At 67.7% G+C, this 23,565-nt stretch carries 22 protein-coding genes; 12 read left to right on the forward strand and 10 right to left on the reverse strand.

Features of this window, described 5'->3' with window-relative positions:
* Positions 1-927: a ribose-phosphate diphosphokinase gene (locus F2Q65_RS01665; protein WP_150089776.1), complete on the forward strand. Its 927-nt coding sequence runs from the start codon at positions 1-3 to the stop codon at positions 925-927.
* A gap of 31 nt (positions 928-958) precedes the next feature.
* On the opposite strand, the gene pabB is transcribed toward F2Q65_RS01665, so the two are convergent.
* On the reverse strand, positions 959-2,359 hold the full coding sequence (gene pabB / locus F2Q65_RS01670; RefSeq protein WP_150089778.1) for an aminodeoxychorismate synthase component I: 1,401 nt from the start codon (positions 2,357-2,359) through the stop codon (positions 959-961).
* Between the two features lie 47 nt (positions 2,360-2,406).
* On the opposite strand from pabB, the gene folK reads away from it, so the two are divergent.
* Positions 2,407-2,934, forward strand: coding sequence for a 2-amino-4-hydroxy-6-hydroxymethyldihydropteridine diphosphokinase (gene folK / locus F2Q65_RS01675; protein ID WP_150089780.1), 528 nt, complete (start codon positions 2,407-2,409; stop codon positions 2,932-2,934).
* On the opposite strand, the gene rng is transcribed toward folK, so the two are convergent.
* The 4 genes from rng to F2Q65_RS01695 form a co-directional block, all read right to left on the reverse strand.
* Positions 2,898-4,352 (reverse strand): ribonuclease G, encoded by a 1,455-nt coding sequence (gene rng, locus F2Q65_RS01680; protein ID WP_150089782.1) that lies wholly within the window; start codon positions 4,350-4,352, stop codon positions 2,898-2,900. The genes folK and rng overlap by 37 nt on opposite strands.
* Positions 4,349-4,966, reverse strand: coding sequence for a Maf family protein (locus tag F2Q65_RS01685; protein WP_150089784.1), 618 nt, complete (start codon positions 4,964-4,966; stop codon positions 4,349-4,351). The genes rng and F2Q65_RS01685 overlap by 4 nt, the downstream gene beginning before the upstream one ends.
* 18 nt (positions 4,967-4,984) lie before the next feature.
* Complete coding sequence (gene rlmH / locus F2Q65_RS01690; protein WP_150089786.1) at positions 4,985-5,467, reverse strand: 23S rRNA (pseudouridine(1915)-N(3))-methyltransferase RlmH; 483 nt, start codon at positions 5,465-5,467, stop codon at positions 4,985-4,987.
* A 67-nt stretch (positions 5,468-5,534) separates the two neighbouring features.
* Complete coding sequence (locus tag F2Q65_RS01695; protein ID WP_342782207.1) at positions 5,535-6,101, reverse strand: tetratricopeptide repeat protein; 567 nt, start codon at positions 6,099-6,101, stop codon at positions 5,535-5,537.
* A gap of 425 nt (positions 6,102-6,526) precedes the next feature.
* Between F2Q65_RS01695 and F2Q65_RS01700 the strand changes: the two genes are divergently transcribed.
* The 6 genes from F2Q65_RS01700 to F2Q65_RS01725 all read left to right on the forward strand — a co-directional run bounded on the left by F2Q65_RS01700 (position 6,527) and on the right by F2Q65_RS01725 (position 15,724).
* Positions 6,527-8,173, forward strand: coding sequence for an AmpG family muropeptide MFS transporter (locus F2Q65_RS01700; protein WP_246155906.1), 1,647 nt, complete (start codon positions 6,527-6,529; stop codon positions 8,171-8,173).
* 845 nt (positions 8,174-9,018) lie between these two features.
* Positions 9,019-10,425, forward strand: coding sequence for a glutamate--ammonia ligase (gene glnA / locus F2Q65_RS01705; protein WP_150089788.1), 1,407 nt, complete (start codon positions 9,019-9,021; stop codon positions 10,423-10,425).
* Positions 10,426-10,827: 402 nt separating this feature from the next.
* A complete protein-coding gene (gene glnL, locus F2Q65_RS01710) occupies positions 10,828-11,910 on the forward strand; it encodes a nitrogen regulation protein NR(II) (RefSeq protein WP_150089790.1) in 1,083 nt (360 codons plus the stop codon).
* Entirely contained in the window at positions 11,900-13,342 is a 1,443-nt protein-coding gene (ntrC, locus tag F2Q65_RS01715) for a nitrogen regulation protein NR(I) (protein WP_281290971.1), read from the forward strand. Before glnL ends, ntrC begins: the two co-directional genes overlap by 11 nt.
* Before the next feature lie 176 nt (positions 13,343-13,518).
* The gene (locus F2Q65_RS01720) at positions 13,519-13,914 is read left to right on the forward strand and encodes a hypothetical protein (RefSeq protein ID WP_150089794.1); all 396 of its coding nucleotides are present in this window, start codon (positions 13,519-13,521) and stop codon (positions 13,912-13,914) included.
* A gap of 412 nt (positions 13,915-14,326) precedes the next feature.
* Complete coding sequence (locus F2Q65_RS01725; protein ID WP_386114229.1) at positions 14,327-15,724, forward strand: KamA family radical SAM protein; 1,398 nt, start codon at positions 14,327-14,329, stop codon at positions 15,722-15,724.
* A gap of 339 nt (positions 15,725-16,063) precedes the next feature.
* On the opposite strand, the gene F2Q65_RS01730 is transcribed toward F2Q65_RS01725, so the two are convergent.
* A complete protein-coding gene (locus F2Q65_RS01730) occupies positions 16,064-16,288 on the reverse strand; it encodes a hypothetical protein (protein WP_150089796.1) in 225 nt (74 codons plus the stop codon).
* 234 nt (positions 16,289-16,522) lie between these two features.
* Between F2Q65_RS01730 and F2Q65_RS01735 the strand changes: the two genes are divergently transcribed.
* Positions 16,523-17,005: a tRNA (cytidine(34)-2'-O)-methyltransferase gene (locus F2Q65_RS01735; protein ID WP_150090215.1), complete on the forward strand. Its 483-nt coding sequence runs from the start codon at positions 16,523-16,525 to the stop codon at positions 17,003-17,005.
* Positions 17,006-17,119: 114 nt separating this feature from the next.
* On the opposite strand, the gene F2Q65_RS01740 is transcribed toward F2Q65_RS01735, so the two are convergent.
* The 4 genes from F2Q65_RS01740 to F2Q65_RS01755 form a co-directional block, all read right to left on the reverse strand.
* Positions 17,120-18,190: an NAD(P)H-dependent glycerol-3-phosphate dehydrogenase gene (locus F2Q65_RS01740; RefSeq protein ID WP_150089798.1), complete on the reverse strand. Its 1,071-nt coding sequence runs from the start codon at positions 18,188-18,190 to the stop codon at positions 17,120-17,122.
* A 3-nt stretch (positions 18,191-18,193) separates the two neighbouring features.
* The gene (gene secB / locus F2Q65_RS01745) at positions 18,194-18,691 is read right to left on the reverse strand and encodes a protein-export chaperone SecB (protein WP_150089800.1); all 498 of its coding nucleotides are present in this window, start codon (positions 18,689-18,691) and stop codon (positions 18,194-18,196) included.
* Positions 18,692-18,857: 166 nt separating this feature from the next.
* Positions 18,858-19,283 carry a rhodanese-like domain-containing protein gene (locus tag F2Q65_RS01750; protein ID WP_150089802.1) on the reverse strand — a complete coding sequence of 142 codons (426 nt, stop codon included), beginning with the start codon at positions 19,281-19,283 and terminating at the stop codon, positions 18,858-18,860.
* 258 nt (positions 19,284-19,541) lie between these two features.
* Positions 19,542-19,844 (reverse strand): ArsR/SmtB family transcription factor, encoded by a 303-nt coding sequence (locus F2Q65_RS01755; RefSeq protein WP_150089804.1) that lies wholly within the window; start codon positions 19,842-19,844, stop codon positions 19,542-19,544.
* 98 nt (positions 19,845-19,942) lie between these two features.
* Between F2Q65_RS01755 and F2Q65_RS01760 the strand changes: the two genes are divergently transcribed.
* The 3 genes from F2Q65_RS01760 (at position 19,943) to F2Q65_RS01770 (ending at position 23,565) form a co-directional block, all read left to right on the forward strand.
* Positions 19,943-21,313 (forward strand): murein hydrolase activator EnvC family protein, encoded by a 1,371-nt coding sequence (locus tag F2Q65_RS01760; RefSeq protein ID WP_150089806.1) that lies wholly within the window; start codon positions 19,943-19,945, stop codon positions 21,311-21,313.
* 385 nt (positions 21,314-21,698) lie between these two features.
* Complete coding sequence (locus F2Q65_RS01765) at positions 21,699-22,970, forward strand: S41 family peptidase (RefSeq protein ID WP_150090217.1); 1,272 nt, start codon at positions 21,699-21,701, stop codon at positions 22,968-22,970.
* Positions 22,971-23,010: 40 nt separating this feature from the next.
* Entirely contained in the window at positions 23,011-23,565 is a 555-nt protein-coding gene (locus F2Q65_RS01770; RefSeq protein WP_150089808.1) for a DJ-1 family glyoxalase III, read from the forward strand.

The raw sequence follows: 23,565 nt of genomic DNA on the forward strand, positions 1-23,565 counted from the left end.
ATGTCCAGCGACCTACAGCTCCTGCTGGCCTTTCCCGGCTATGTCGAGCCGGCGCAACGGCTGGCGCAACACCTCGGCTGCACCTGCCAGGCCATCGAGGTACACCGGTTTCCCGACGGCGAGCTGCGGGTGCGGCTGCCGATCGAGCAGCCGACCGAACAGTCAACCCTTTCGCAAACAGACCTCTGGCTGTTCGGCAGCCTGACCCCGCCCAACGACGTCCTGGTGACGGTGCTGCTCAGCGCCGACACTGCCCGCGACCTGGGGGCACGGCGGGTGGGCCTGATCGCGCCCTATCTCGGCTACATGCGCCAGGACATCGCCTTCCGCCCCGGCGAGGCCGTCAGCCAGCGCATCATCGGCGCGCTGCTGGCGCGGCATCTCGACGGGCTGGTCACCGTCGACCCGCACCTGCACCGCATCAGCCACATCCGGCAGGCGGTGCCCCTGCCGCGCGCGGTTTCCGTCAGCGCGGCGCCCGCCCTGGGCGACTGGCTGGGCCGCCAAGAGCCCGATGCCGTGCTGCTGGGGCCGGATGCCGAGGCGCGGCAGTGGGTGCGGGCCCTGGCCGAGCGCTGCCACAGGCCCTGGGACACGGCCCGCAAGCAACGGTTCGGCGACAGCCAGGTGCGGGTGGAGCTCCCCGGGGGCGACTGGCGCGGCAAGACCGTGGTGCTGGTGGACGACGTGATCAGCAGCGGCGCCACCCTGGCGGAGGCCTGCCGGCTGCTGCGCCAGACAGGCGCGGCGCGGGTGGTGGCGCTGGTGACCCATGCCCTGCCGGATGCGCAGGCCGAGCAGCGTCTGCGCGATGCCGGACTGGAGGCGCTGTGGTCCAGCGACAGCGTTGCCCATCACAGCAACCGAGTCTCGCTGGCCCCGCTGCTGGCGGAGACCCTGCAGGGGCTGTCGGCGGCCGAGGCTTGAGCAGGGCAGGCAGCAATCAGGCTCCCGGCAATCAGGCCCCCAGCAGCGTCAGCATGGCGGCGGCCTTGTCCAGGGTCTCCTGGTATTCCGCCTCCACCTCGGAGTCGGCGACAATGCCGCCGCCGGCCCAGCAGCGCATCACCTCGTCACTCTCCACCAGGGTGCGGATGGCGATATTGGTGTCCATGTTGCCGTCGACGCCCAGATAGCCGATGGCGCCGCAGTAGATACCGCGCCTGTGGGGTTCCAGTTCCTCGATGATCTGCATGGCGCGGATCTTCGGCGCGCCGGTGATGGAGCCGCCGGGAAAGCAGGCCCGCAGCAGGCTGGCCGAGTCCTCTCCGGGGCGAAGACGGCCGCGGATGGTGCTCACCAGGTGATGCACCGTGGCGAAGCGCTCCACCGCGAACAGCTCAGGCGTGTGCACGCTGCCGATCTCGCAGACGCGGCCGATGTCGTTGCGCAGCAGATCGACGATCATCAGGTTCTCGGCGCGGTCCTTGGGGCTGTCCGCCAGCGCCCGGGCCAGTGCCGCATCAGCTGCGGCGTCGGCGCCCCGCGGTCGGGTCCCCTTGATGGGCCGGGTGGTCACATCGCCGTTGTGCAATTGCAGGAAGCGTTCCGGCGACGCGCTCAGCACCCGGCCATAGGGGGTGCGCAGATAGGCCGAGAAGGGCGCCGGGCTGAGCCGGCGCAGCCGGCGGTAGGCCTCCCAGGTGTCACCCTGCACCGGGGCGGCGAAGCGCTGGGCCAGATTGACCTGATAGCAGTCGCCGTTGCGGATGTAGCGCTGGATGCGTGCAAAGGCGGCGCCGTAGGCCGCCCGTGTCAGGTTCGCTTGGGGCTTGGCCAGTGCCTGAAACGCCCGCTGCTGCGGGGGTGCCGGCTGCCGGATCTGCTCCCGGATTTGCTCCCGGAACAGGGCCGCCAGGCGCGGCAGCGCTGCTGGCATTTCAGGGCCGGACCAGACCAGGCGGCTGCGCGCCTGCCGATGGTCGACCACCAGGGCCCAGTCGTACAGGCCCACGGCCATCTCCGGCAGCTGTTCCGCGTCCAGGGCCAGCGTCGGCAGGGTCTCGATGCGGCGGGCCAGATCGTAGCCGAACCAGCCAAGGGCGCCGCCGCGGAACGGGATGCCCGGTATGGGCTCCGCAGCGGCGCCCGGTTGCGCGTTAAGATGCTGGCCCAGCGCGTGGCGCAACAGCGCAAAGGGGTCCTCCCGCGACATCTGGGTGCCGGCGGCGTCGCGAATCTCGGTCTGGCCGCCGCGGCAGACCAGGGTCCGCCTTGGGTTCGCGGTCAGGATGTCGTACCGTCCCTGTTCGCACAGCGGCCAGCCGCTGTCGAGAAACGCCGCCCAGGGGCGGTCAGCGATGTACTCGAACAGCGCTGTGCTGTCCGGATGGTAGGGCAGGTCGATCGCGTCGTGCATGAGCCGTGCATGGTCTGAGAACAACAGGGGGAAACGACAGGCAATCCATGACCAGGCGTCATTGCAGCTACATCGCCATCGGCTCCAACATCGAGCCCCTGCGCAATATCCCGCGCGCCCTGCGCCTGCTGTCGCGGCTGCCGCAGAGCCGGCTGACGGCGGTGTCGGGCTGGTATCGCACGCGGCCCTGGGGCCTCGAGGCGCAAGCGGAGTTCGTCAACCTGGTGGTGGCGCTGGAGACCGCACTGGCGCCCCTGCCGCTGCTGGCCAGTACCCAGGACATCGAGCGCCGGCTGCAGCGGGTGCGCCTGCAGAAGAACGGCCCGCGCACCATCGACCTGGACATCCTGCTGTACGACGCGCAGGTCGTTGCCGAACCGGACCTGCGCATCCCGCATCCGGGCCTGCTGGAGCGCGACTTCATGCTCGAGCCGCTGCTGGACATCGCGCCCGACGCGCTGCACCCGCAGCAGCAGCAGCCGCTGGCGGCACTCCGGCACCGCATCCGCCATCGGCAGATCATCCAGCGGCTGCCCGATCAGATCAGCACGACGTCGTACTGCTCCTGCGTGTAGAGCGCCTCGGCCTGCAGCCGGATTGGCTTGCCGATGAACTCCTCCAGCTCCGCAAGGTGGCTGGATTCCTCGTCCAGCAGCCGGTCCACCACCTCCTGCGAGGCGAGCACCATCAGCGTTTCCACCTCGAACTGGCGCGCTTCGCGCAGGATCTCGCGAAAGATCTCGTAACAGGTGGTCTCGGCGGTCTTGATGGAGCCGCGCCCGTGACAGCAGGGGCAGGGCTCGCACAGCACATGCTCCAGCGACTCGCGGGTGCGCTTGCGGGTCATCTCCACCAGACCCAGGGCCGACACCTCGGTGATGTGGGTCTTGGCATGATCCCGGGCGAGGCACTTCTCCAGCGCGCGCAGCACCTGGCGCTTGTGCTCGTCGTCGGTCATGTCGATGAAATCGATGATGATGATGCCGCCGAGATTGCGCAGCCGCAATTGCCGGCAGATGGCCTGGGCCGCCTCCAGGTTGGTCTTGAAGATGGTCTCTTCCAGATTGCGGTGGCCGACGAAGGCGCCGGTGTTCACATCGATGGTGGTCATGGCCTCGGTCTGGTCGATCACCAGATGGCCACCGGACTTGAGCGCCACCTTGCGCTGCAGCGCCTTCAGGATCTCGTCCTCGACGCCGTACAGGTCGAACAGCGGCCGCTCGCCGGCATAGTTCTCGATGCGCTCGACGATCTCGGGGATGTACTTCGACGCGAACGGCCGCGCCTTGTCGACGGTGGCGCGGGAGTCGATGCGGATGCGCTCCACCTCCGGCGTCACCAGGTCGCGCAGCGCCCGCAGGGCCAGCGGCAGGTCGTCGTGGATCAGACCGATGGCGTCGCTGTTGTCGCAGCGGTCCTTGATCCCCCGCCACAGCTTGGCCAGAAAGGCCATGTCCCGGCACAGGGCTTCGTCATCCACCGCCTCGGCGGCGGTGCGCGCGATGAAGCCGCCGCCGCCCTCGTGCTCGTCCACGTAACGCTGCAGGATCTCCCGCAGCCGCTTGCGTTCATCGTCGCCCTCGATCTTCTGCGACACACCGGTGTTGGCCAGCCGCGGCATGAACACCAGGTAGCGCGAGGCGATGGAGATGTTGGTGGTCAGCCGGGCGCCCTTGGTGCCGAGGGGATCCTTGACCACCTGCACGACGATGCCGTCGCCCTCCTTGACCAGTTCCGTGATCTGTTCCCCGCGGCTGTCGCTGTCGGCGCTGACGATGTCGGAGGCATGCAGGAACGCGGCCCGCTCCAGGCCGATGTCGACGAAGGCCGCCTGCATCCCCGGCAACACACGGCAGATGCGCCCGCGGTAGATGTTGCCCACCAGGCCGCAGCGTTCCGCGCGCTCGATGATGATCTCCTGCACCACGCCGTTCTCGACCACGGCGACGCGGGTCTCCGGCGGCGTGACATTGATGAGTATTTCTTCGCTCACGGGGTCTGGTTTCCAAGGTTAGAGGGGACCAGGGTCGAATCCCAGGGGTGGACGCCCTCGGCGGCCAGCAAGCGGGCGGTCTCGAACAGCGGCAGCCCGACGACACCGGTGTAACTGCCGCTGATCCGCTCCACGAACAGCGCGCCGCGCCCCTGGATGGCGTAGGCGCCGGCCTTGTCGCGGGGCTCACCGCTGGCCCAGTAGGCGTCGGCCTCTGCCGGCGCGATCTGGCGGAACTGCACCCGGGTCTCGCTGAGCACTGTCTGTTCGCGCTGGCCCAGCACCGCAACGCCGGTGAGCACGCGGTGCGCGCGGCCGCTCAGCAGCGCCAGCATCGCCGCGGCATCCGCTGCGTCCGCGGGTTTGCCCAGGATGCGCCCGTCGCAGACCACCGCCGTGTCGGCCCCCAGCACCGGCAACGGGCTGGGGGCGACCTGGCGCCCGGCGCGGGCCTTCTCCAGCGCGATCCGGATCACGAACGCCTCCGCCGACTCGCCTGGCAGCGGCGACTCGTCCACGTCCGCCGGCAGCAGCCCATGCGCCAGCCCCAGCTGCTGCAGCAGTTCACGGCGGCGCGGCGAACGCGATGCCAGATAGAGCGCGACTTCGTTCATGGCTGCTCGTCTGGCACCTCAGCCCCGGTGATAGGGATGTCCGCTCAGGATGCTCCAGGCCCGGTACAACTGCTCGGCCAGGATCACCCGCACCAGCGGATGCGGAAAGGTCAGCGGCGACAGCGACCAGCGCTGCTCGGCCCGCGCCAGGCAGGACTCCGCCAGCCCGTCCGCGCCGCCCACCAGCAATGCCGGGTCGCGTCCGCTGCCCAGCCAGCCGTCGAGCTGCTGAGCCAGCTGTTCCGTCGACCAGGGCCGCCCGCGCACATCCAGCGCCACCACCAGGGCACCATTGGGCACGGCCTTCAGCAGGCGCTCGCCCTCGTCGCGCCGCAGCCGGTCGAGCTCCGCCGCGCCCAGCCGGCCGCGCCCACGCTGCCCGGGCTCGATCTCCACCAGCTCCAGCGCGCACTCCGGTGGCATGCGCCGGGCGTATTCGGCATAACCGTCCGCCACCCAGCCGGGCATGCGCCGACCGACGCTCAGCAGGCGGATGCGCATGGGGCCTGAGTCCGAATAGGGCCTCGACCTGGGCTCCGGCTCCGGTCCAGATCCGGGCAGAACCGCCTCACGGCTGCAACTCGCCGAGTAGCCGCGTGGCCTCGGCGCCGATGTCGGTTTCCGGGTCCAGCGTCTCGGCCCGGGTCAGGGCCCGCCGAGCCAGGGTCTGGTCGCCGGCCTGCAGCGCGACGAAGCCCAGGCTGAGCCAGATGCGCTGGAACTCCGGCGCCGCGTCGGCGCCGTCGCGCAGTACCGCGAGGCCGGCGCCGGTGTTGCCGGCGTAGTGCAGCGCCAGCCCCAGGTCGTTGCTGATCCCGGCATCCGCGGGGTTCTGCTCCAGCGCCCGGCGGTAGAGTGTGGCCGCCTCGGCAAAGCGCTGGGCCGCGAACAGCCGATCGGCCTCCTGTGACAGCAGCGCTGGACTGGCGTCCATCAGCTCCGGCGGCAGGGCGCTGCTGCCGGCGGCGGCGCGCAGGCTCTGCCCCAGCGCGGCGGACGTGGCCGCCGACGCCACCGGGGCCGACGGCGGGTGCCGGAGGTAGTAATCGCGCGTCAGCGCAAACACGGCAAAGCCGTAGAAGGCGAGAAAGGCAGCGGCGATCAGCCACTGCAGCGGCGTCAGTCTTGGCAGCATGGTCTGGGGATCGATTCGGAACCGTGGCGGGAGTCTAGCGCGTATCCTACCCGAGGCTGAAGCCGACGACCTCCCCGGCGATTCCAAGTCTGAAGTCTGTTAGCTGGGGCTGGTGGCCGAAGCTGGAAGTTCGAAGTTCGAAGTTTGAAGGCAGGAGGCAGGAGGCAGGAGGTAGGAGGCAGGAGGCAGGAGGCAGGAGGCAGGAGGCTGGAGGCTATAAAAAACTCTCTCTTGCCTCTGCGCTCTCCGCGCCTCTGCGGTTAATCGAGCCGCGACCAAGCGCGATCGGCTAGTGTTGGGCGGCTGGCGGCTCTGGAATCGCTGGTCCAGCCCGTGAAAACCGAAAACCTCGCAGCGATGGCTATATACTCTGTGGCGCTGAGTTCCGAGCAGATGTGTCCGGCAAGGGCCAGGGAGGCAAAGCAGTGCGGCAGGCCAAGGTCACCATGGTTCGGCGGGATCACCCCGGCGATGCAGCAACCGAGCAGCTGCCGGAGCCCGGTGCGGGCTGGCGCCGGGCGCTGATGGCGTTGCGTGATCGTCGTGTGGTCACCATGCTGCTGCTGGGGTTCTCCGCCGGGCTGCCACTGCTGCTGATCTTCTCCTCGCTGTCGCTGTGGCTGCGCGAGGCCGGGGTCGAGCGCAGCGCGGTGACCTTCTTCAGCTGGGCCGCCCTGGGCTACTCCTTCAAGTTCGTCTGGGCGCCGCTGGTGGACCGGCTGCCCCTGCCCTGGCTGACCCGTCGCTACGGCCGCCGGCGCGGCTGGCTGTTGCTGTCGCAACTGGCCATCATCACCGCCATTGCGCTGATGGCCGCGGTGGACCCCGCCACCGGCCCCGATGCCCTGACGCGTATGGCGCTGGCGGCGGTCATGCTCGGCTTCTCCGCCGCCACCCAGGACATCTGCATCGATGCCTACCGCATCGAGTCCGCCCCGCCGCGTCTGCAGGCCATCCTGTCGTCGGCCTACATCGCCGGCTACCGCGTCGGCATGGTCGCCAGCGGTGCCGGGGCCTTGTTCCTGGCGGCCCTGTTCCTGTCGTCCGCCGACGACTACGCCTACTCGGCCTGGAAACTGACCTACCTGATCATGTCCGCCACCATGCTGGTGGGCGTGGTCACCACCCTGGTCATCGACGAGCCGCAGGCAGACCGCGCCCAGGCCTACCGACACGCGCCGGCGGACTACGCCCGGCTGCTGCTGGTGTTCGCGCTGGCTGCCGCGGCCTTCGCCGGGAGCTTCTTCGTCAGCGGCGGCAGCTTCGCGCTGCTGCGCGACGCCCTGGGGGGCAGCCTGGCAAACGGCTGGGGCGGCGGCGTGCTGGTAAGCTTCCTGCTGGAGAGCCTGCGCTTCCTGCTGGCCATCGGCGTGGCCGTGGCGGTGGGCTGGTCGCTGGTGCGCGTCGGCCTGGTGGACCGGCCCATGGCGCGCGAGACCTGGGTGGCGCCGGTGCTCGACTTCTTCCGCCGCTACGGCCTGGCCACGGCCCTGCTGCTGCTGGCGCTGATCGGTCTGTACCGCATTTCCGACATCGTCCTCGGTGTCATCTCCAACGTCTTCTACCAGGACCTCGGCTTCACCAAGCCGGAGATCGCCAAGGCGGTGAAGACCTTCGGCGTGCTGGTGAGCATCGCCGGCGGCTTCCTCGGCGGCGTACTGGCCACGCGGTTCGGCGTCATGCGCATCCTGATGCTCGGCGCGGTGCTGTCCGCGGCCACCAACCTGCTGTTCGTCGCGCTGGCCTACGCCGGGCATGACCTGTCGCTGATGTACCTGGCCGTGGCCGCGGACAACCTGGCCGCCGGCCTGGCCAGCGCCGCCTTCGTCGCCTTCCTGTCCAGCCTGACGAGTGTGTCCTTCACCGCCGTGCAGTACGCCATCTTCAGCTCGCTGATGACCCTGTTCCCCAAGGTGCTGGGCGGTTATTCCGGCTCCATCGTCGACGGCATCGGCTATCCCGGCTTCTTCATCTTCACCACCCTGATCGGCGTGCCCGTGCTCTGGCTGGTCTGGCTGGCCGGGCGCCGACTGGCCATCCGTGGTGAGGGACTGACAGCCGCCAGCGACTAGCAGATAGCCGAGGATGGTCGATTGGCAACTGCGTCGTAATGGTGAGCCAACGCACAAAGGTTCCCACGCAGCGCATGGGAACCAGGATGAGGGGTGACGGCGTAACGGCGAGCGAGGATCAGTGGCTGCATCGGCGCGGGCGACGGCGTAACGGCGAGCCAACAGCCGATGTCTGTGCAGGGCTGGTGGGTCGGGTGTCAGCACGCGGGGGTCTCGACCGCATGGATGCGGTCGTGAAGCCTCCACGGACGGATTCACGGCGTCCCCCGCGTGCTGACACCCGACCCGCCAGCCCGATCGACAGATGCAGAAGCCTCAGCCGCCAGTTCCGAGTTCCGAAGGCAGTGCCTTGTTCGAATGGTTCCTGCCTGGCACATGGGAGCCAAGGTGGTCAGGCGACCCTCATCATGTGGCCTTCTGTGGCCCGGCAACGCACCAGAACAGTGCTATCATCCGGGGGCGTGGTCCATCCTGGTGCAGATTACCGCCTCCCTGTGGTGCACCGACCACTGTCAGGCGCTTGCGCCGAACGCATGGCCGCGGCCGTGCTCGCTGAAAGCCCGTTGAAAACCCATTGAACGCCGGCCGACATTCGACCCAGATCGCAACGCAACAGCCACCGAACCACGCGGCAGGTGTATCCCGGCGCGTCCTGCGGGCACCGCGACGCATGCGCCGACGGAGACCGCCAGCGCTGCTGCCATAGATACTGGCACGGATACTGCTTGTAGCTTGGCAGGCCATCGGGGCGACGCGCCGGGCACGGACCAACCGGATGCCCCGCAGACCCATAGTTCAGGTCACGACCACAAACCACCGTACTCGAAATCGGGAGATTCCAATCAATGTCCGCCAATGTCCTGAAGATGATCAAAGACGAGGAAGTCAAGTTCGTCGACCTCCGCTTCACCGATACCCGGGGCAAGGAGCAGCACGTCTCGCTGCCCGCCAGCATGGTCGACGATGCCATGTTCCAGGACGGCAAGATGTTCGACGGCTCGTCCATCGCGGGCTGGAAGGGCATCGAGGCGTCAGACATGGTGCTGATGCCCGAAGCAGACACCGCCGTGCTCGACCCGTTCTCCGACGAGGTCACGCTGATCGTGCGCTGCGACATCCTGGAGCCCTCCACCATGCAGGGCTACGAGCGTGACCCGCGCTCCGTGGCCAAGCGCGCCGAGGCCTACCTGAAGTCCACCGGCATCGCCGACACCGCCTACTTCGGCCCCGAGCCCGAGTTCTTCGTGCTGGACGACGTGCGCTGGGGCGCCGACATGAGCGGCGCCTTCTACAAGATCGATTCCGAAGAGGCCCAGTGGAACTCCGAGCGCGTGTTCGAAGATGGCAACATGGGCCATCGTCCCGGCGTCAAGGGCGGCTACTTCCCGGTGCCCCCGGTGGACTCGCTGAATGACCTGCGCGCCGCCATGTGCCTGGCCCTGGAAGAGATGGGCGTGCCGGTCGAGGTGCACCACCACGAGGTAGCCACTGCCGGTCAGTGCGAGATCGGCACGCGCTACTCCACCCTGGTGCACCGCGCCGACATGAACCAGATCCTGAAGTACTGCGTGCACAACGTTGCCCATGCCTACGGCAAGACCGCCACCTTCATGCCCAAGCCCCTGGTGGGCGACAACGGCAGCGGCATGCATGTGCACCAGTCCCTGGCCAAGGACGGGCAGAACCTGTTCTCCGGCGACAAGTACGGCGGCCTGTCCGAGCTGGCGCTGTACTACATCGGCGGCATCATCAAGCACGCCCGCGCGCTGAACGCCTTCACCAACGCCTCCACCAACTCCTACAAGCGCCTGGTGCCGGGCTTCGAGGCCCCGGTGATGCTGGCCTACTCCGCCCGCAACCGCTCCGCGTCGGTGCGCATCCCCTATGATCCCAACCCCAAGGCGGCACGCATCGAGGTGCGCTTCCCGGACGCCACCGGCAACCCGTATCTGTCGTTCGCGGCCATGATGATGGCCGGCCTGGACGGCATCCAGAACAAGATCCATCCCGGCGACGCCATGGACAAGGACCTGTACGACCTGCCGCCCGAGGAAGAGAAGGCCATCCCGCAGGTCTGCTACGCGCTGGACATGGCCCTGAACGAACTGGATAAGGACCGCGAGTTCCTGACCGCCGGCGGCGTCTTCACCGATGACGTCATCGACAGCTATATCACGCTGAAGATGAAGGAGGTCACGCTGCTGCGCATGACCACGCATCCGGTGGAGTTCGACCTGTACTACAGCCTCTGAGGCCGGATCGGCAACCGACCCCGCAAGGCGCCCCGTTTCGGGGCGTTTTGCGTTTAAGGAAATGCTGATTTATTCAGCATTTCCCGTGCGGGGCAGGAGGCCCCGCCATTTTTAGCGGCGCAAGCCGCTGAAAATGAAGCGATTCGGAAACCGCGTTTTCGAATCGCGTGCTGATTTATGGCCAGGAGGCCAATAAATCAGCGTCTCCTTAAGCGGCGCCAAAACCTGACACCGTTGCCGCTGACCCCCAACTGCATGGAATTGGCTGCATGGATCCGGCGACACCGAGGCGGCTGTAGGACACGGTGTTTTCTGGCGCGTTAATTGCAAAAACATTGGGCAAGCCGCCATTTCCATTCCCAACCCAACCCCTAACCCAACCCAGCGGACACAGCGAGACGGATGAAACAGCGCCAGCTACCGGAAGGTCAACTGGAGGCCTCGATCCTGGGCAACCTGAACACGGCGGTGCTGCTGTTCGATCAGGACCTGCGTCTGCGGTATCTCAACGCCGCCGGCGAGAACCTGCTGGCCATGAGCGAGAACACGGTGCTCGGCAAGGTGGCGGGGGATCTGATCTGTTGCCCGGGGGAGCCTATCACCGGGCGCCTGCGCCAGGCCCTGGCCACGCGACAGCCGTTCACCGAGCGGGAGGTGGAGATCCTGCGGCCCGACGGCCAGCCCATCCGCGTGAACTGCACCCTGCTGCCGGTGCACCAATCCGGTGCAGACTGCCAGCTGCTGATGGAACTGCACCAGGTGGACCGGCAGATCCGCATCACCCGCGAAGAGCACCTGCTGTCCCAGCACCAGGCCACCCAGGCCCTGCTGCGCGGCCTGGCCCACGAGATCAATAACCCGCTGGGTGGCCTGCGGGGCGCCGCGCAACTGCTGGAACGCGAGTTGCCGGACAGCGCGCTTAGGGAATACACCCAGATCATCATCGACGAGGCCGACCGCCTGCAGGCGCTGCTCAACCGCATGCTCGGCCCCAATCAGATGCCCCAATATGACCAGGTCAACATCCACCATGTGCTGGAGCACGTGCGCAGCCTGTTGTGCGCCGAGTTTCCGGCCGGTCCGCAGATCATCCGCGACTATGACCCGAGCATCCCGGATTTCAAGGCGGATGCCGATCGCCTGATCCAGGCGCTGCTGAACATCGCCCGCAACGGCGCCCAGGCCGCCGGCGACAGCGGTCAGCTGATCCTGCGCTCGCGCGTGCTGCGCCAGTTCACCATCGGCAGTACCCGCTACCGCCTGGTGCTGCGGGTGGAGGTGGAAGACTCCGGGCCGGGCATCCCGGAGGCGTTCATCGAGCGCATCTTCTTCCCCATGGTCTCCGGCCGCGCCGGAGGAACCGGCCTCGGACTCGCCATCGCCCAGGAGCTGATCAGCCAGCACGGCGGCCTGATCGAGTGCGAGAGCCGCCCCGGAAACACCCGATTCCTCGTCTACCTGCCCCTGGAGTCCTATGGTGAGTAAGCTGCCGCGAGTATGGGTCATCGACGACGACCGCTCCATCCGCTGGGTTCTGGAGCGGGCGCTGCGCCAGGCCGACATGGACGTGACCGCCTTCTCCAACGGCGTCGGCATCATGGAGGCGCTGCAGCGCGAGCAGCCGGACGTGATCCTGTCCGACATCCGCATGCCGGGCATCGACGGGCTGGACCTGCTGCGGCAGATCACCGCCCGCCATCCGGCGCTGCCGGTCATCATCATGACCGCCCATTCCGATCTGGACAGCGCCGTGTCCGCCTTCCACGGCGGCGCCTTCGAATACCTGCCCAAGCCGTTCGACCTGGACGACGCCGTTGATCAGGTGCGCCGCGCCTGCCGCCATCAGTCCGCCGCCGGAGCCGCCGAGCCCGCCCCGCTGGAGAAGAGCCCGGACATCATCGGCGAGGCGCCATCCATGCAGGAGGTGTTCCGCGCCATCGGCCGGCTGGCGCGCTCCAACATCACCGTGCTGATCAACGGCGAATCCGGCACCGGCAAGGAACTGGTGGCACGCGCCCTGCACCGGCACAGCCCCCGGGCCGGTGCCCCGTTCATTGCGCTGAACATGGCCGCCATCCCGCGGGACCTGATGGAGTCGGAACTCTTCGGCCACGAGCGCGGCGCCTTCACCGGCGCCCAGGCACGCCGCGAGGGGCGCTTCGAACAGGCCGACGGCGGCACCCTGTTCCTGGACGAGATCGGCGACATGCCGGCGGAGATGCAGACACGGCTGTTGCGGGTGCTGGCGGACGGCGAGTTCTACCGGGTGGGCGGGCTCAGCCCCATCAAGGTGGATGTGCGCATCATCGCCGCCACCCACCAGGACCTGCAGCACCTGGTGCGCCAGGGGCAGTTCCGCGAAGACCTGTTCCACCGGCTCAACGTCATCCGCATCCACCTGCCGGCACTGCGCGAACGGCGTGAGGACATCGGCCTGCTGATGCGCCATTTCCTGGCCCAGGCCGCCATCGAACTGGGCTGCGAGCCCAAGGTCCTCTCCGCCAACGCGCTGGAGCGGCTGCAATGCCTCGACTGGCCCGGCAATGTGCGGCAACTGGAGAACACCGCCCGCTGGCTGACCGTGATGGCCTCCACCAAGGAGATCCACATCTGCGACCTGCCGCCGGACCTGGGTTCAGGCGAGCCCGCCGCCGACGACGACGAGCAATGGCAGAGCGCCTTGCGCGCCTGGACCCGCCATCGACTGCTGCAGGGGGGCGGCGCCGTGCTGGACTCCGCCATGCCCGCGTTCGAGCGCATCCTGATCACCGCCGCGCTGGAGTACACCGGCGGCCGTCGACAGGAGGCCGCCCGCCTGCTCGGCTGGGGCCGAAACACCTTGACGCGCAAGATCAAGGAACTGGAACTGGCGGTGCCCGTGGGTCTGGAACACGACGACGAAGACCGCGAGCCCTGACCCGGGCCCTGCTCCGGCCCTGCTCTGGCCCTGCTCTGGCCTGGCTCCGGCCCAGCCCCGAACCAGTCGCGAACCTGTGCTGGACCGATCAGACCCCATCTGCCAGCGTCTCCAGGACTGGGAATTCTCCCTGTCACCCGCATTTAACAGGTTTTGACCAGACAGCAATACCACCCGTGGACAGCAGTAGCATCCAACTCCCCGGCTCAGAGATTGCCGGCGCCTCCCTGCAGGACGGCACCCTGCGGGTCGAGTTCGCCCGCGCCTACATCGTCAAGACCATGACCGGCTCCGCCGAGCGTACCCTCTGGTGGCAGGCCGGCACCCTGATCATCGACGACGCGGAGGCGGAACAGCCCGTGCCGGAGGGACCGGGCATCTGCGACGGCGGCGACGTCGACGAGAACGTCTACACCTACCGCAACATGATCCCCGTGCCGCTGGAGAGCCGCGGCCATGTCCGCTGCGACCTGCGGCTGCGCGACAGCGACCAGCGCATCGTCGCCAGTGGTCGCGCCGTGCGGCTGCAGATGCGCGACGTGGCCAAATACATCCGCCACATCCGCGACTGACCCGGGCCACCCCGGACCCGCTAAAAGACCCGCAAGGCCACACAGGCCGGTGCCATCCAGGCATTGATCCGAAAAGCTGGCCCGCGCCGGGTATAATAGGCCCAGATAACACAACAAGCGCCTACAGGCGTGACCCGTCCGGGGGTTTCCGGAATCCCTCCATCCGTCGACGCAGTCTCCGTTCGATCCGTGCCTCCACATCCTCTGGCGCGGGTTCAGGAAGACTTGGCGGATGGCATCACTGAACCGTGTCGGCGCACTCTCGGCGCCGAATGATCGACGGCATCGCCTCGCCGTCGATCACGGCCGCTGTCCGGCCTGATGCCGACAGTGCCGACGCGTACCTGCCCGCGGCGGCAGGAAGGAGCGAACCATGAATGCAGTCAATCCAGTACCGAGCAACCCGGTACCGATGCGGCCGCGGGAGCTTCCCGCAGGACCCGGGGCCAACGCCAGAGTCAATGATGGCGCCGGTGCCAGATCGGGACGCCCGTACCGGGTCCATACGCAGCGCGACCTCGATCGCATCACCGCCGTGCACCACCTGCCCGCGGCGCAACGCTTCGCGATGAAGGTGGTCTCGACCGTGCTGCCATTTCGCGTCAACGATTACGTCATCGAAGACCTGATCGACTGGGATAATGTGCCCGCCGATCCGATCTTCCAGCTGACCTTTCCGCAACCCGGCATGCTCGCCGGGGCAGACTTCGACCGGGTCGCCGACCTGCTGCGGCGCGACGCGCCCAGGGCCGAACTGGATGCCGCTGTGGCCGAGATCCGCCAGGCGCTGAACCCGCATCCGGCGGGCCAGCGGGAGCTCAACGTCCCGCGCCTGCCCAACGGCGAGGTCGTGCCCGGACTGCAGCACAAGTACCGCGAGACGGTCTTGTTCTTCCCCAGCCAGGGGCAGACCTGCCACGCCTATTGCAGCTTCTGTTTCCGCTGGGCGCAGTTCGTCGGCGACAAGACCCTGCGCATCGCCACCAACGAGGCGGACAAGGTCCACCGTTACCTGCTGCAGCATCGCCAGGTCACGGACCTGCTGTTCACCGGCGGTGACCCGATGGTGATGAAGACCCGGCACCTGAAGGCCTATCTGGAGCCGCTGCTGCGCCCGGAGTTCGATCATGTCCAGACCATCCGCATCGGTACCAAGGCGCTGACCTTCTGGCCCTACCGGTTTGTCACCGACGCCGATGCCGACGAGCTGATGGATCTGCTGGAACGCCTGTCCGCCGCCGGCAAGCATGTGGCGCTGATGGCGCACTTCAACCACTGGCGCGAGCTGGACACGGACATCTGCGAGCAGGCGATCGCGCGCATCCGGGCCACCGGGGCGCAGATCCGCAGCCAGGGGCCGCTGCTGGCGCATATCAATGCCGATTCTGATGTCTGGGCGCGGCTGTGGAAGACGCAGGTGCGGCTCGGCATCGTGCCGTATTACATGTTCGTCGAGCGTGATACCGGCGCGCATCAGTATTTCAAGTTGCCGCTGGCGCAGGCCTGGGAGATCTACCACGAGGCGATCCAGCAGGTATCGGGCCTGTCGCGCACGGCGCGCGGTCCGAGCATGAGCGCCGGGCCGGGCAAGGTGGAGGTGCAGGGGATGGCCGAGATCGGCGGCGAGCGGGTGTTCGTGCTGCGCTTTCTGCAGGGACGCAATCCGGACTGGGTCAATCGGCCCTTCTTTGCCCGGTTCGATCCCGAGGCCTTCTGGCTGGATGATCTGAAGCCGGCCTTCGGGGAGGAGCGGTTCTTCTTCGAGGAGGAGTATCAGAACCGCTGGCTCGGGATGGGGTTTGGGGATTGATGGTTCGCGGCTCCATGGGCAGGTGTTTCAAGCCGAAGATCAGCGGCCAAGACAACACCAGTAGGGTGGAATAAGCGAAGCGTTTCCACCACCATAGATCAGCGGCCAAGACAACACCGGTAGGGTGGAATAAGCGAAGCGTTTCCACCCCCATAGATCAGCAGGCAAGACAACACCGGTAGGGTGGAATAAGCGAAGCGTTTCCACCCCCACTGGTCGCGCATAAAAAAAACCCGCTGCCAACAGCGGGTTTTGTCTTCGCCTCCGGCGCGCCGTGCCAGCGCTGGACATCGGCGTATTTCCGGAATGACGCAGCGCGTGACGGCGTGGCGTTTGGGCTCAGTTGCGGGAGGAGCCCACGATTTCGTGCGCGATGTCGACGACGCGGTTGGCCATGTCCATGTATTCCTGGCGGTAGTTGGCCAGCAGACCGTCCTGCGAGGCCCAATAGTCCTTGCCGGTGACGCCATGCGCGTGCTCGTGGTCGATGAACTGCTTTTGCATCACGAGCATCTTGTCGATCAGTTCCTGCTTCTCTTTCTTCAACGCAGCGATGTCGGTCATCTGTATGTCCCCCTCTCGGGAATGGTATGGAGCTTCGATTGGTGGCCCGGGAATATTCCTAGCCTTGTATATGCGGAAATCTTAATATAGCACGCTGCGCTTCGTCGGCGTCAAGTCGGTGTCACCCGGCCTGCCTTCGGCTTTTCGTTCGGCTGGTTCCGCCGCCAGTCAGTCCACCGGGGTCATCGGCAGGCCGCAGAAACCGCAATGAACGGCAACAACCGGCCTGGGTCCATGTTCCACGTCATCCTCTATCAGCCGGAGATCCCGCCCAACACGGGCAATGTGATCCGCCTCTGCGCGAACACCGGTGCCGCGCTGCATCTGGTCGAGCCGCTGGGTTTCGAGCTGGATGACCGGCGTCTGCGGCGGGCGGGGCTGGACTACCACGAATATGCGCGGGTTCGGGTGCATGCGTCGCTGTCCGCCTGTTGCGGGGCCATCGGTGCATCGCGGCTGTTCGCGCTGAGTACCCGTGGCGGGGTGTGCTACACGCAGCCGCATTTCATGCCGGGCGACGCCCTGCTGTTCGGTCCGGAAACCCGGGGGCTGCCGGACGAAGTGTTGCAGTCGCTGCCGCAGGAGCACCGCGTTCGCATCCCCATGCAGCCCGGCAACCGCAGCCTGAACCTGTCGAATGCCGTGGCGGTGGTGCTGTTCGAGGCCTGGCGACAGAACGGGTTTGCTGTCCTTGAGGCCCCGCCAGCAGCACTTTAGGGAGGCGCCGCATCGGGGTCGACACAGGCTTGCCCTCCCTGGCCTGGATCCCCGCTTCCCGGCCGGGACGACAGGAGGATCCGTCTTTCCGGCCGGGATATTGGGGATGCGTCCCTAATCCAGCTCCGACTTGCCGGCGCGCTCCAGCAGGTGGCGGGTGGCCTCTTCCGGTGTCAGGCCTTCGTACAGCACGCCGTAGACCTGTTCCGAGATCGGCATCTCCACATTCAGCCGGGCGGCCAGGGTCTTGACGGCGCGGGCGGTGACCACACCTTCCACCTCCTGACCGATCTCCGCCATCGCCTGCTGCGCGGACCTGCCCCGGGCCAGCGCGAGTCCAAGGCGGCGGTTGCGTGACTGGTCATCGGTGCAGGTCAGCACCAGGTCGCCCAGGCCCGCCAGGCCCATGAAGGTCTCGGGGCGGGCCCCCAGGGCGACGCCCAGACGGATGAGTTCCGCCAGGCCGCGGGTGATCAGTGCAGCGCGGGCGTTGGCGCCGAAGCCCAGACCGTCGGCAATGCCGGTGGCGATGGCCAGCACGTTCTTGGCTGCGCCGCCGACCTGCACGCCGATCAGATCGTCCTGGGTGTAGGCGCGAAAACTACCCCCGTGGACCAGGTTGGCCAGGTGTTGCGCAAATTCCAGCCGCGACGCCGCCACGGCGATGGCGGTGGGCAGGCCCCGTGCCACCTCGGCGGCGAAACTGGGGCCGGACAGCACGCCCAGGTCGCGCTCGCCCACGCGCTCCATCGCCACCTGGTGCAGCAGGCGCGCACTGCCGGGTTCGAACCCCTTGGTGGCCCAGGCCAGGCCCTGGCCGTCCGACAGCAGTGGCGCCACCTGGTCCAGCATATCGGCAAAGAACTGGCTCGGCACCACCAGCAGCACGTCGACGGCCCCGCGCAGCGCAGTCGCCAGGTCGGCCTCCGGTTGCACCGCCGGCGGCAGCGCGAAGCCGGGCAAGAAGGCGCGGTTCTCGCGGTCGCGGACAAGGGCGGCGATGTGTTCCGGATCATGTCCCCAGAGCGCCACCCGATGACCGGTTCGTGCGATCTGCAGGGCCAGGGCGGTGCCCCAGGAGCCGGCGCCGATGACGGCGACCCTGGAGTGATCAGGCCGATGATCGGGGCTGCGGTCTGAGGGCAGGTCAGGGACGTGGTCGGTTGCCGGGGCGGTCGAGCTCATTGATCAGTGCTGGGTTTCCGCCGGCTGGCCCTGGCCTTGGGCCTTCGCCTGCTCGGCCAGCTTCTGGGCGTAGATGGAGTCGAAGTTCACATGCTGCAGCACCAGGTGCGGGAAGCCGCCCTTGGCCACCAGGTCGGTCACCGCCTGGCGGGCGTAGGGGAACAGCACGCTCGGGCAGTAGACATAGAACATCGGCCCCAGCTCCTGCTGCTCGAAGCCCTGCACCGTGACGATACCGGCCTGCTGCACCTCGATCAGGTACGCCGTGGTCTCGCCGACCTTGGTGGTTACCGTGACCGTCAGGGTTACCTCGTGGGTGTCCTCGGCAAGCGCCTTGATCTTGATGTCGAGCTGCAGCGCGGTCTCCGGCTTCCATTCGCCGCGGAAGATCTCCGGTGCGTTCGGCGACTCGAACGACAGATCCTTCACATAGACGCTGCGCAGCATGAACTGGCGCTGGGCCTCACCTGAGGCAGCGGTCTGCGGTTGTTCTTCGGCCATGATGTCTGCTTCCTGAAATGTGTGTCTAAAGTAGTCCGGGCCCGCGCGGGGCAGGATACCCCGCCATTCTTAGCGGCGCATGCCGCTGAAGATGAAGCGGGTCGGAAACCGCGTTTTCGAATCGCGTACCGATTTCTGGCCGGGAGGCCAGTAAATCAGCGTCACCCTAGCGCTTTTTGCGCGTCAGCGGCAGATTGGCATTCTCCCAGGCCATCACGCCCCCCTTGAGGTTGTATACCTCAGGAAAGCCCGCCTTGCGCAGCACATGGCAGGCCGCCTGGGACTGCGAGCCGGAGCGGCAGTTGACGATGATCGGCTTGTCCTTGTACTTGCCCAGCGCCGCGGTCTGGTTCTTGAAGCCGTTCATAGGGATGTTGACGGCATTGATGATGTGCCCCTTGGCGAAGTCCGCCGCCGGGCGCACGTCGATGATCGCCGCATTCTTCTGGTTGATCAGGGCCGTTGCCCCCATCGGGTCCACCGACCCCTTGTCACCGACGATCAGGTTGTACGTCAGCAGACCGAGAATGACCCCCAGGGCCATGAACAGGATCCAGTGATTGCCAAGAAATTCGAGGAGTTGCGCCTGCATCGATGATGCTCTTCATGCTGCCGTTACTGTTGTGCCCGGATGCGTCGGACCGACGCCGGATACCGGGCAATGACGAAAGGCGCGAAAGTATACCGGAAACCCCCGCGCCATGGATGACCGGACGGTGACGCGTCCGACGGCAGAGCCGCGGAGGACGCAGAGGCAGGCCTGAGTGTTGTTTGCGAGTCGCTCGGAAGCCGCCAGCCAATGCCAGCTCGTGAGCAACCCGGTTGAGAGGCCCCCCGGCCGGGCCCGCAATCAATGCTCGTGGTTGCAGAAGACCTCGCGCATCATGCCGATCAGCCGCAGCGTGCGCGAATCGCCGACTCGGTAGTAGACCCGGTTGGCATCCTTGCGTGAAGTGAGGATACCCTTGTCCCGCAGGATGGCCAGATGCTGCGAAATGTTGCTCTGGGACGTGCCCACATGCTCCACGATATCCTGAACGCTGACCTCCTCGTCGCCAAGCGTGCACAGGATCTTCAGCCGCAGCGGGTGTGACATCGCCTTCAGCGAACGCGACGCCCGCTCGATATCGGCGTCATCTGCAAACAGTTCCATGTCCTTAGCCTGCTCGGGGGAACTGTTCAGAATCGGCCAGTCTGATCGGTGAGGATGAACGTTCATCGTCGGAAGTCACATCATAGAATAAGCATACGATGATACACTTTTTCTCCTGGACCGTCATCGGGGTTGCGCCCGTCCGGCGGTTGATCGAGTCGCGGGAACCGGTTCGGCAAAGGACAGTGCTGCAAGGGCTGGGGCCCGTCGCCGCGCTGGCCATCAGCCTGTTCGGGTTCCCGTCCGCTGTTCTCGCCCAAGCGGTCGTGGTGCCGACGGCCGATCCTGTTCAGGGGGCGGCTCCGGAACCGGTTCCGGAATTGCCCGACGCCGCGCCCCCGCAGGCGCAGTCAGGCGCGAGCCAGACGCCTGATGTGGCCGACATGGCCGCCCGCGAGCGCGAACTGGACCGGCTCGAGGCCAGCGCCGCTCGCCTGCAGCAGGCCCTGGTGGACCGCGAGCAACGCCGCGAGGACCTCTACCGCGAACTCGAGCGCAGCGAACGCGACATCGCCGCGCTGGCCCGGGCCGGCCGCGAACTGCGCCTGCTGGTGGACGAGCAGCAGGCCACCGTCGCCGAACTGGACGCCCGCCTGCAGCGGGTGCACGGCGAGCTGGCCGCCGCCCGGTCGTCCCTGGCCGCCTTGCTGCGCGCCGCCTATGCCCGCGGTCGGGGCGACCGGCTGCGACTGCTGCTGGACGGCGACGACCTGGTGCTGGCGGACCGCATGCTGGGCTATGCGCGTTGCCTGGGCGAGGCGCGCGCCCGGCGCATTGCCGAGGTTGGGCAACTGGCCGAGCAATTGTCGGCACTGCAGGATCGGGCCGCGACCGAGGCGGAGCGCCTGCAGCGCCTCGCCGACCGCCAGGACGAGACCCGCCAGCGGCTGGCCATGGCGCAGCAGGAGCGAGCAGTGCTCGTGGACGGCCTGGACCGGCTCATCGCCGCCGACCGCGACCGGCTGAGCCAGCTCACTGCCAATGCCGAGGCCTTGCGGTCGCTGATCGAACAACTGCGACGCCAGGCCGAGATCGCCGACGAGCTCGACGTGAATCCGGAATCCATCGTCGCCCGCAAGGGCCGGCTCGACTGGCCACTGCCCAGGGCCAGGCTGATCAGCCGCTTTCGCCCCGGGAGCGAGGACCAGGACCTGCACGCCGACGGCGTCCTGCTTGCCGCGGACGCCGGGGGCGAGGTCCGGGCGGTGCACCATGGCCGGGTCATCTACGCCGACTGGCTGCGGGGTTTCGGCCTGCTGCTGGTCATCGACCACGGCGACGACGTCATGACCCTGTACGGCCATAACCAGACCCTTCTGAAAGAGGTGGGCGAGTGGGTCGCCACCGGCGACGGTATCGCGCTGGCCGGCGGCAGCGGCGGCAGTCTCCATCCTGGGCTATACTTCGCCGTCCGGCGACAGGGACGGCCGCTGGACCCGGAGCACTGGTGCGCGCCGGGCCGTGGCTGACAGACCGAACAGATCCCCGGGGTCAACAATGAACCGCACGAACCGACTGCTACTTTCCTGCGCCCTGCTCACGCTGCTGTCGAGCCCCGTCCACGCCGACGGACCCGCACCGGAATCAGCGCCGGAATCGACAACGGCACCGGAGTCGGCACCAAAATCGCAAGCGCCCGTGCTGCGGCCCCATCAACCGCCGGCCCCACTGCCGCCGCCGGCCTGGGATACGCCGGCCCCGGAGCCCGCGGCGGATTCGGCATCGGAGCCGGCATCCGACCCGGCGCCGGAATCCGTTCCGGTCCCTGATGCGCCGACGGATATGCCCCCCGGTGCGGCTCCGGACGCCGAAAGCGCCCCTGAGGCCACTCCGGAAGAAGCCGCCCCCGACGCCATGGCTCCGGATGGCGCCGACACGGCGCAAGCGCCGGAAGGCCTGCCACTGGATGCCCTGCGCACCTTCGCCGAGGTGTTCGGTCGCATCAAGAGCGGCTATGTCGAGGCGGTGGACGACCGCGCGCTGCTCTCCAGCGCCATCCGCGGCATGCTCGGCGGGCTGGATCCCCACTCCGCCTACCTGGACCAGGACGAGTACCGCGACCTGCGGGTCGGCACCAGCGGCGAGTTCGGCGGCCTCGGCATCGAGGTCGGCATGGAAGACGGCTTCATCAAGGTCATCGCCCCTATCGACGACACCCCGGCCCAGCGCGCCGGCATCCAGGCCGGTGACCTGATCGTGCGCATCGACGGCAAGCCGGTGAAGGGTCTCAGCCTGAGCGAGGCGGTCAAGCTCATGCGCGGCAAGCCGGGCACCGGTATCACCCTGACCGTGGTGCGCGAGGACGAGGGCAACCCGCTGAGCATCGAGATCGTGCGCGACGTGATCAAGGTGGCCAGCGTCAAGAGCCGCACGCTGGAGCCCGGCTTCGGCTACATCCGCATCTCCAACTTCCAGGCGCGCACCACCGAGGACGTGCTCGACGCCGTGGCCACGCTGAAGCGCGACAACCCCAACGGCCTCGAGGGCGTGGTGCTGGACCTGCGCAACAACCCCGGTGGCGTGCTCAATGCCGCCGTCGGCGTCAGCGATGCCTTCCTCGAGCGCGGGCTCATCGTCTACACCGAAGGCCGCATCGACGACTCCCGGCTGGAGTTCAAGGCCGGGCCGGACGACGTGCTCGACGCCGCGCCGCTGGTGGTGCTGGTCAACGGCGGCAGCGCGTCGGCCTCCGAGATCGTCGCCGGCGCCCTGCAGGACCAGGGCCGCGCCATCGTCATGGGCCGCACCACCTTCGGCAAGGGCTCGGTGCAGACCATCGTCCCCATCGATGAGCGCACCGCGCTGAAGCTCACCACGGCCCGCTACTACACCCCGTCCGGCCGCTCCATCCAGGCCCAGGGCATCGTCCCCGACATCGAGCTGGCCCGCGGCAGCCTGACCCTGGACGAGGCAGATGCCGTCGCGCCCCTGACCGAGGCCGACCTGCGACGGCATCTGCCGGACGCGGATCAGGACGCCGAGACCGGTGCAGCAGACGATGCCGCGGAGGACACCGGGGCGGCGGACGACGACGCCGAGCGCATCGCCGCCGAGGACTACCAGCTGTCCGAGGCCCTGAACGTGCTCAAGGGGCTGAGCCTGTACCGGCGTGCCGGCCGGCCCTGAATTTCGCCCATCATCCCGTCGAACGATCCCGGAGGAAGCCATGTCACGTGTTTTGGTCCCCCTGGCCCAGGGTTGCGAGGAACTGGAGGCCGTCACCATCATCGACCTGCTGCGCCGCGCCGGCATCGAGGTGATCACCGCCGGCCTCGACGCCGAGCCGGTGCGCGCCAGCCAGGGCACCGTGCTGCTGCCGGACACCGAGCTGTCGCAGGTGCTCGAGCAGGACTTCGACATGGTGGTGCTGCCGGGCGGGCTGCCCGGCGCGGATCACCTGGATCAGGATCCCCGCATCCACCGGCTGCTGCAACGCCAGGCGGAGCAGGGGCGCCACTGCGCCGCCATCTGCGCCGCGCCCAAGGTACTGGCCAACGCCGGTCTGCTGGATGGCCACCAGGCCACCCACTATCCCGGCGCCGTAATTGCTGCCGACTACCCCGCAGTGCAGTTCACCGACGCCCCGGTGGTGCAGGACGGCCTGCTGGTCACGTCCCGCGGACCCGGCACCGCCATGGACTTCGCGCTGGCGCTGGTGGAGGTCCTGACCGGCCGTGACCACCGGCTGGAGGTCGAGTCCAGGCTGATGCGACCCAGCTGA

This window comes from Thiohalocapsa marina, assembly GCF_008632335.1.
Lineage (GTDB): Bacteria > Pseudomonadota > Gammaproteobacteria > Chromatiales > Chromatiaceae > Thiohalocapsa > Thiohalocapsa marina.

Coding starts and splice junctions, on each gene's coding strand:
- F2Q65_RS01665 (WP_150089776.1), top strand. CDS start 1: ATGTCCAGCGACCTACAGCTCCTGCTGGCCTTTCCCGGCTATGTCGAG.
- pabB (WP_150089778.1), bottom strand. CDS start 2,359: ATGCACGACGCGATCGACCTGCCCTACCATCCGGACAGCACAGCGCTG.
- folK (WP_150089780.1), top strand. CDS start 2,407: ATGACCAGGCGTCATTGCAGCTACATCGCCATCGGCTCCAACATCGAG.
- F2Q65_RS01685 (WP_150089784.1), bottom strand. CDS start 4,966: ATGAACGAAGTCGCGCTCTATCTGGCATCGCGTTCGCCGCGCCGCCGT.
- rlmH (WP_150089786.1), bottom strand. CDS start 5,467: ATGCGCATCCGCCTGCTGAGCGTCGGTCGGCGCATGCCCGGCTGGGTG.
- F2Q65_RS01695 (WP_342782207.1), bottom strand. CDS start 6,101: ATGCTGCCAAGACTGACGCCGCTGCAGTGGCTGATCGCCGCTGCCTTT.
- glnA (WP_150089788.1), top strand. CDS start 9,019: ATGTCCGCCAATGTCCTGAAGATGATCAAAGACGAGGAAGTCAAGTTC.
- glnL (WP_150089790.1), top strand. CDS start 10,828: ATGAAACAGCGCCAGCTACCGGAAGGTCAACTGGAGGCCTCGATCCTG.
- ntrC (WP_281290971.1), top strand. CDS start 11,900: ATGGTGAGTAAGCTGCCGCGAGTATGGGTCATCGACGACGACCGCTCC.
- F2Q65_RS01725 (WP_386114229.1), top strand. CDS start 14,327: ATGCGGCCGCGGGAGCTTCCCGCAGGACCCGGGGCCAACGCCAGAGTC.
- F2Q65_RS01730 (WP_150089796.1), bottom strand. CDS start 16,288: ATGACCGACATCGCTGCGTTGAAGAAAGAGAAGCAGGAACTGATCGAC.
- F2Q65_RS01735 (WP_150090215.1), top strand. CDS start 16,523: ATGTTCCACGTCATCCTCTATCAGCCGGAGATCCCGCCCAACACGGGC.
- F2Q65_RS01740 (WP_150089798.1), bottom strand. CDS start 18,190: ATGAGCTCGACCGCCCCGGCAACCGACCACGTCCCTGACCTGCCCTCA.
- secB (WP_150089800.1), bottom strand. CDS start 18,691: ATGGCCGAAGAACAACCGCAGACCGCTGCCTCAGGTGAGGCCCAGCGC.
- F2Q65_RS01750 (WP_150089802.1), bottom strand. CDS start 19,283: ATGCAGGCGCAACTCCTCGAATTTCTTGGCAATCACTGGATCCTGTTC.
- F2Q65_RS01755 (WP_150089804.1), bottom strand. CDS start 19,844: ATGGAACTGTTTGCAGATGACGCCGATATCGAGCGGGCGTCGCGTTCG.
- F2Q65_RS01760 (WP_150089806.1), top strand. CDS start 19,943: ATGATACACTTTTTCTCCTGGACCGTCATCGGGGTTGCGCCCGTCCGG.
- F2Q65_RS01765 (WP_150090217.1), top strand. CDS start 21,699: ATGGCTCCGGATGGCGCCGACACGGCGCAAGCGCCGGAAGGCCTGCCA.
- F2Q65_RS01770 (WP_150089808.1), top strand. CDS start 23,011: ATGTCACGTGTTTTGGTCCCCCTGGCCCAGGGTTGCGAGGAACTGGAG.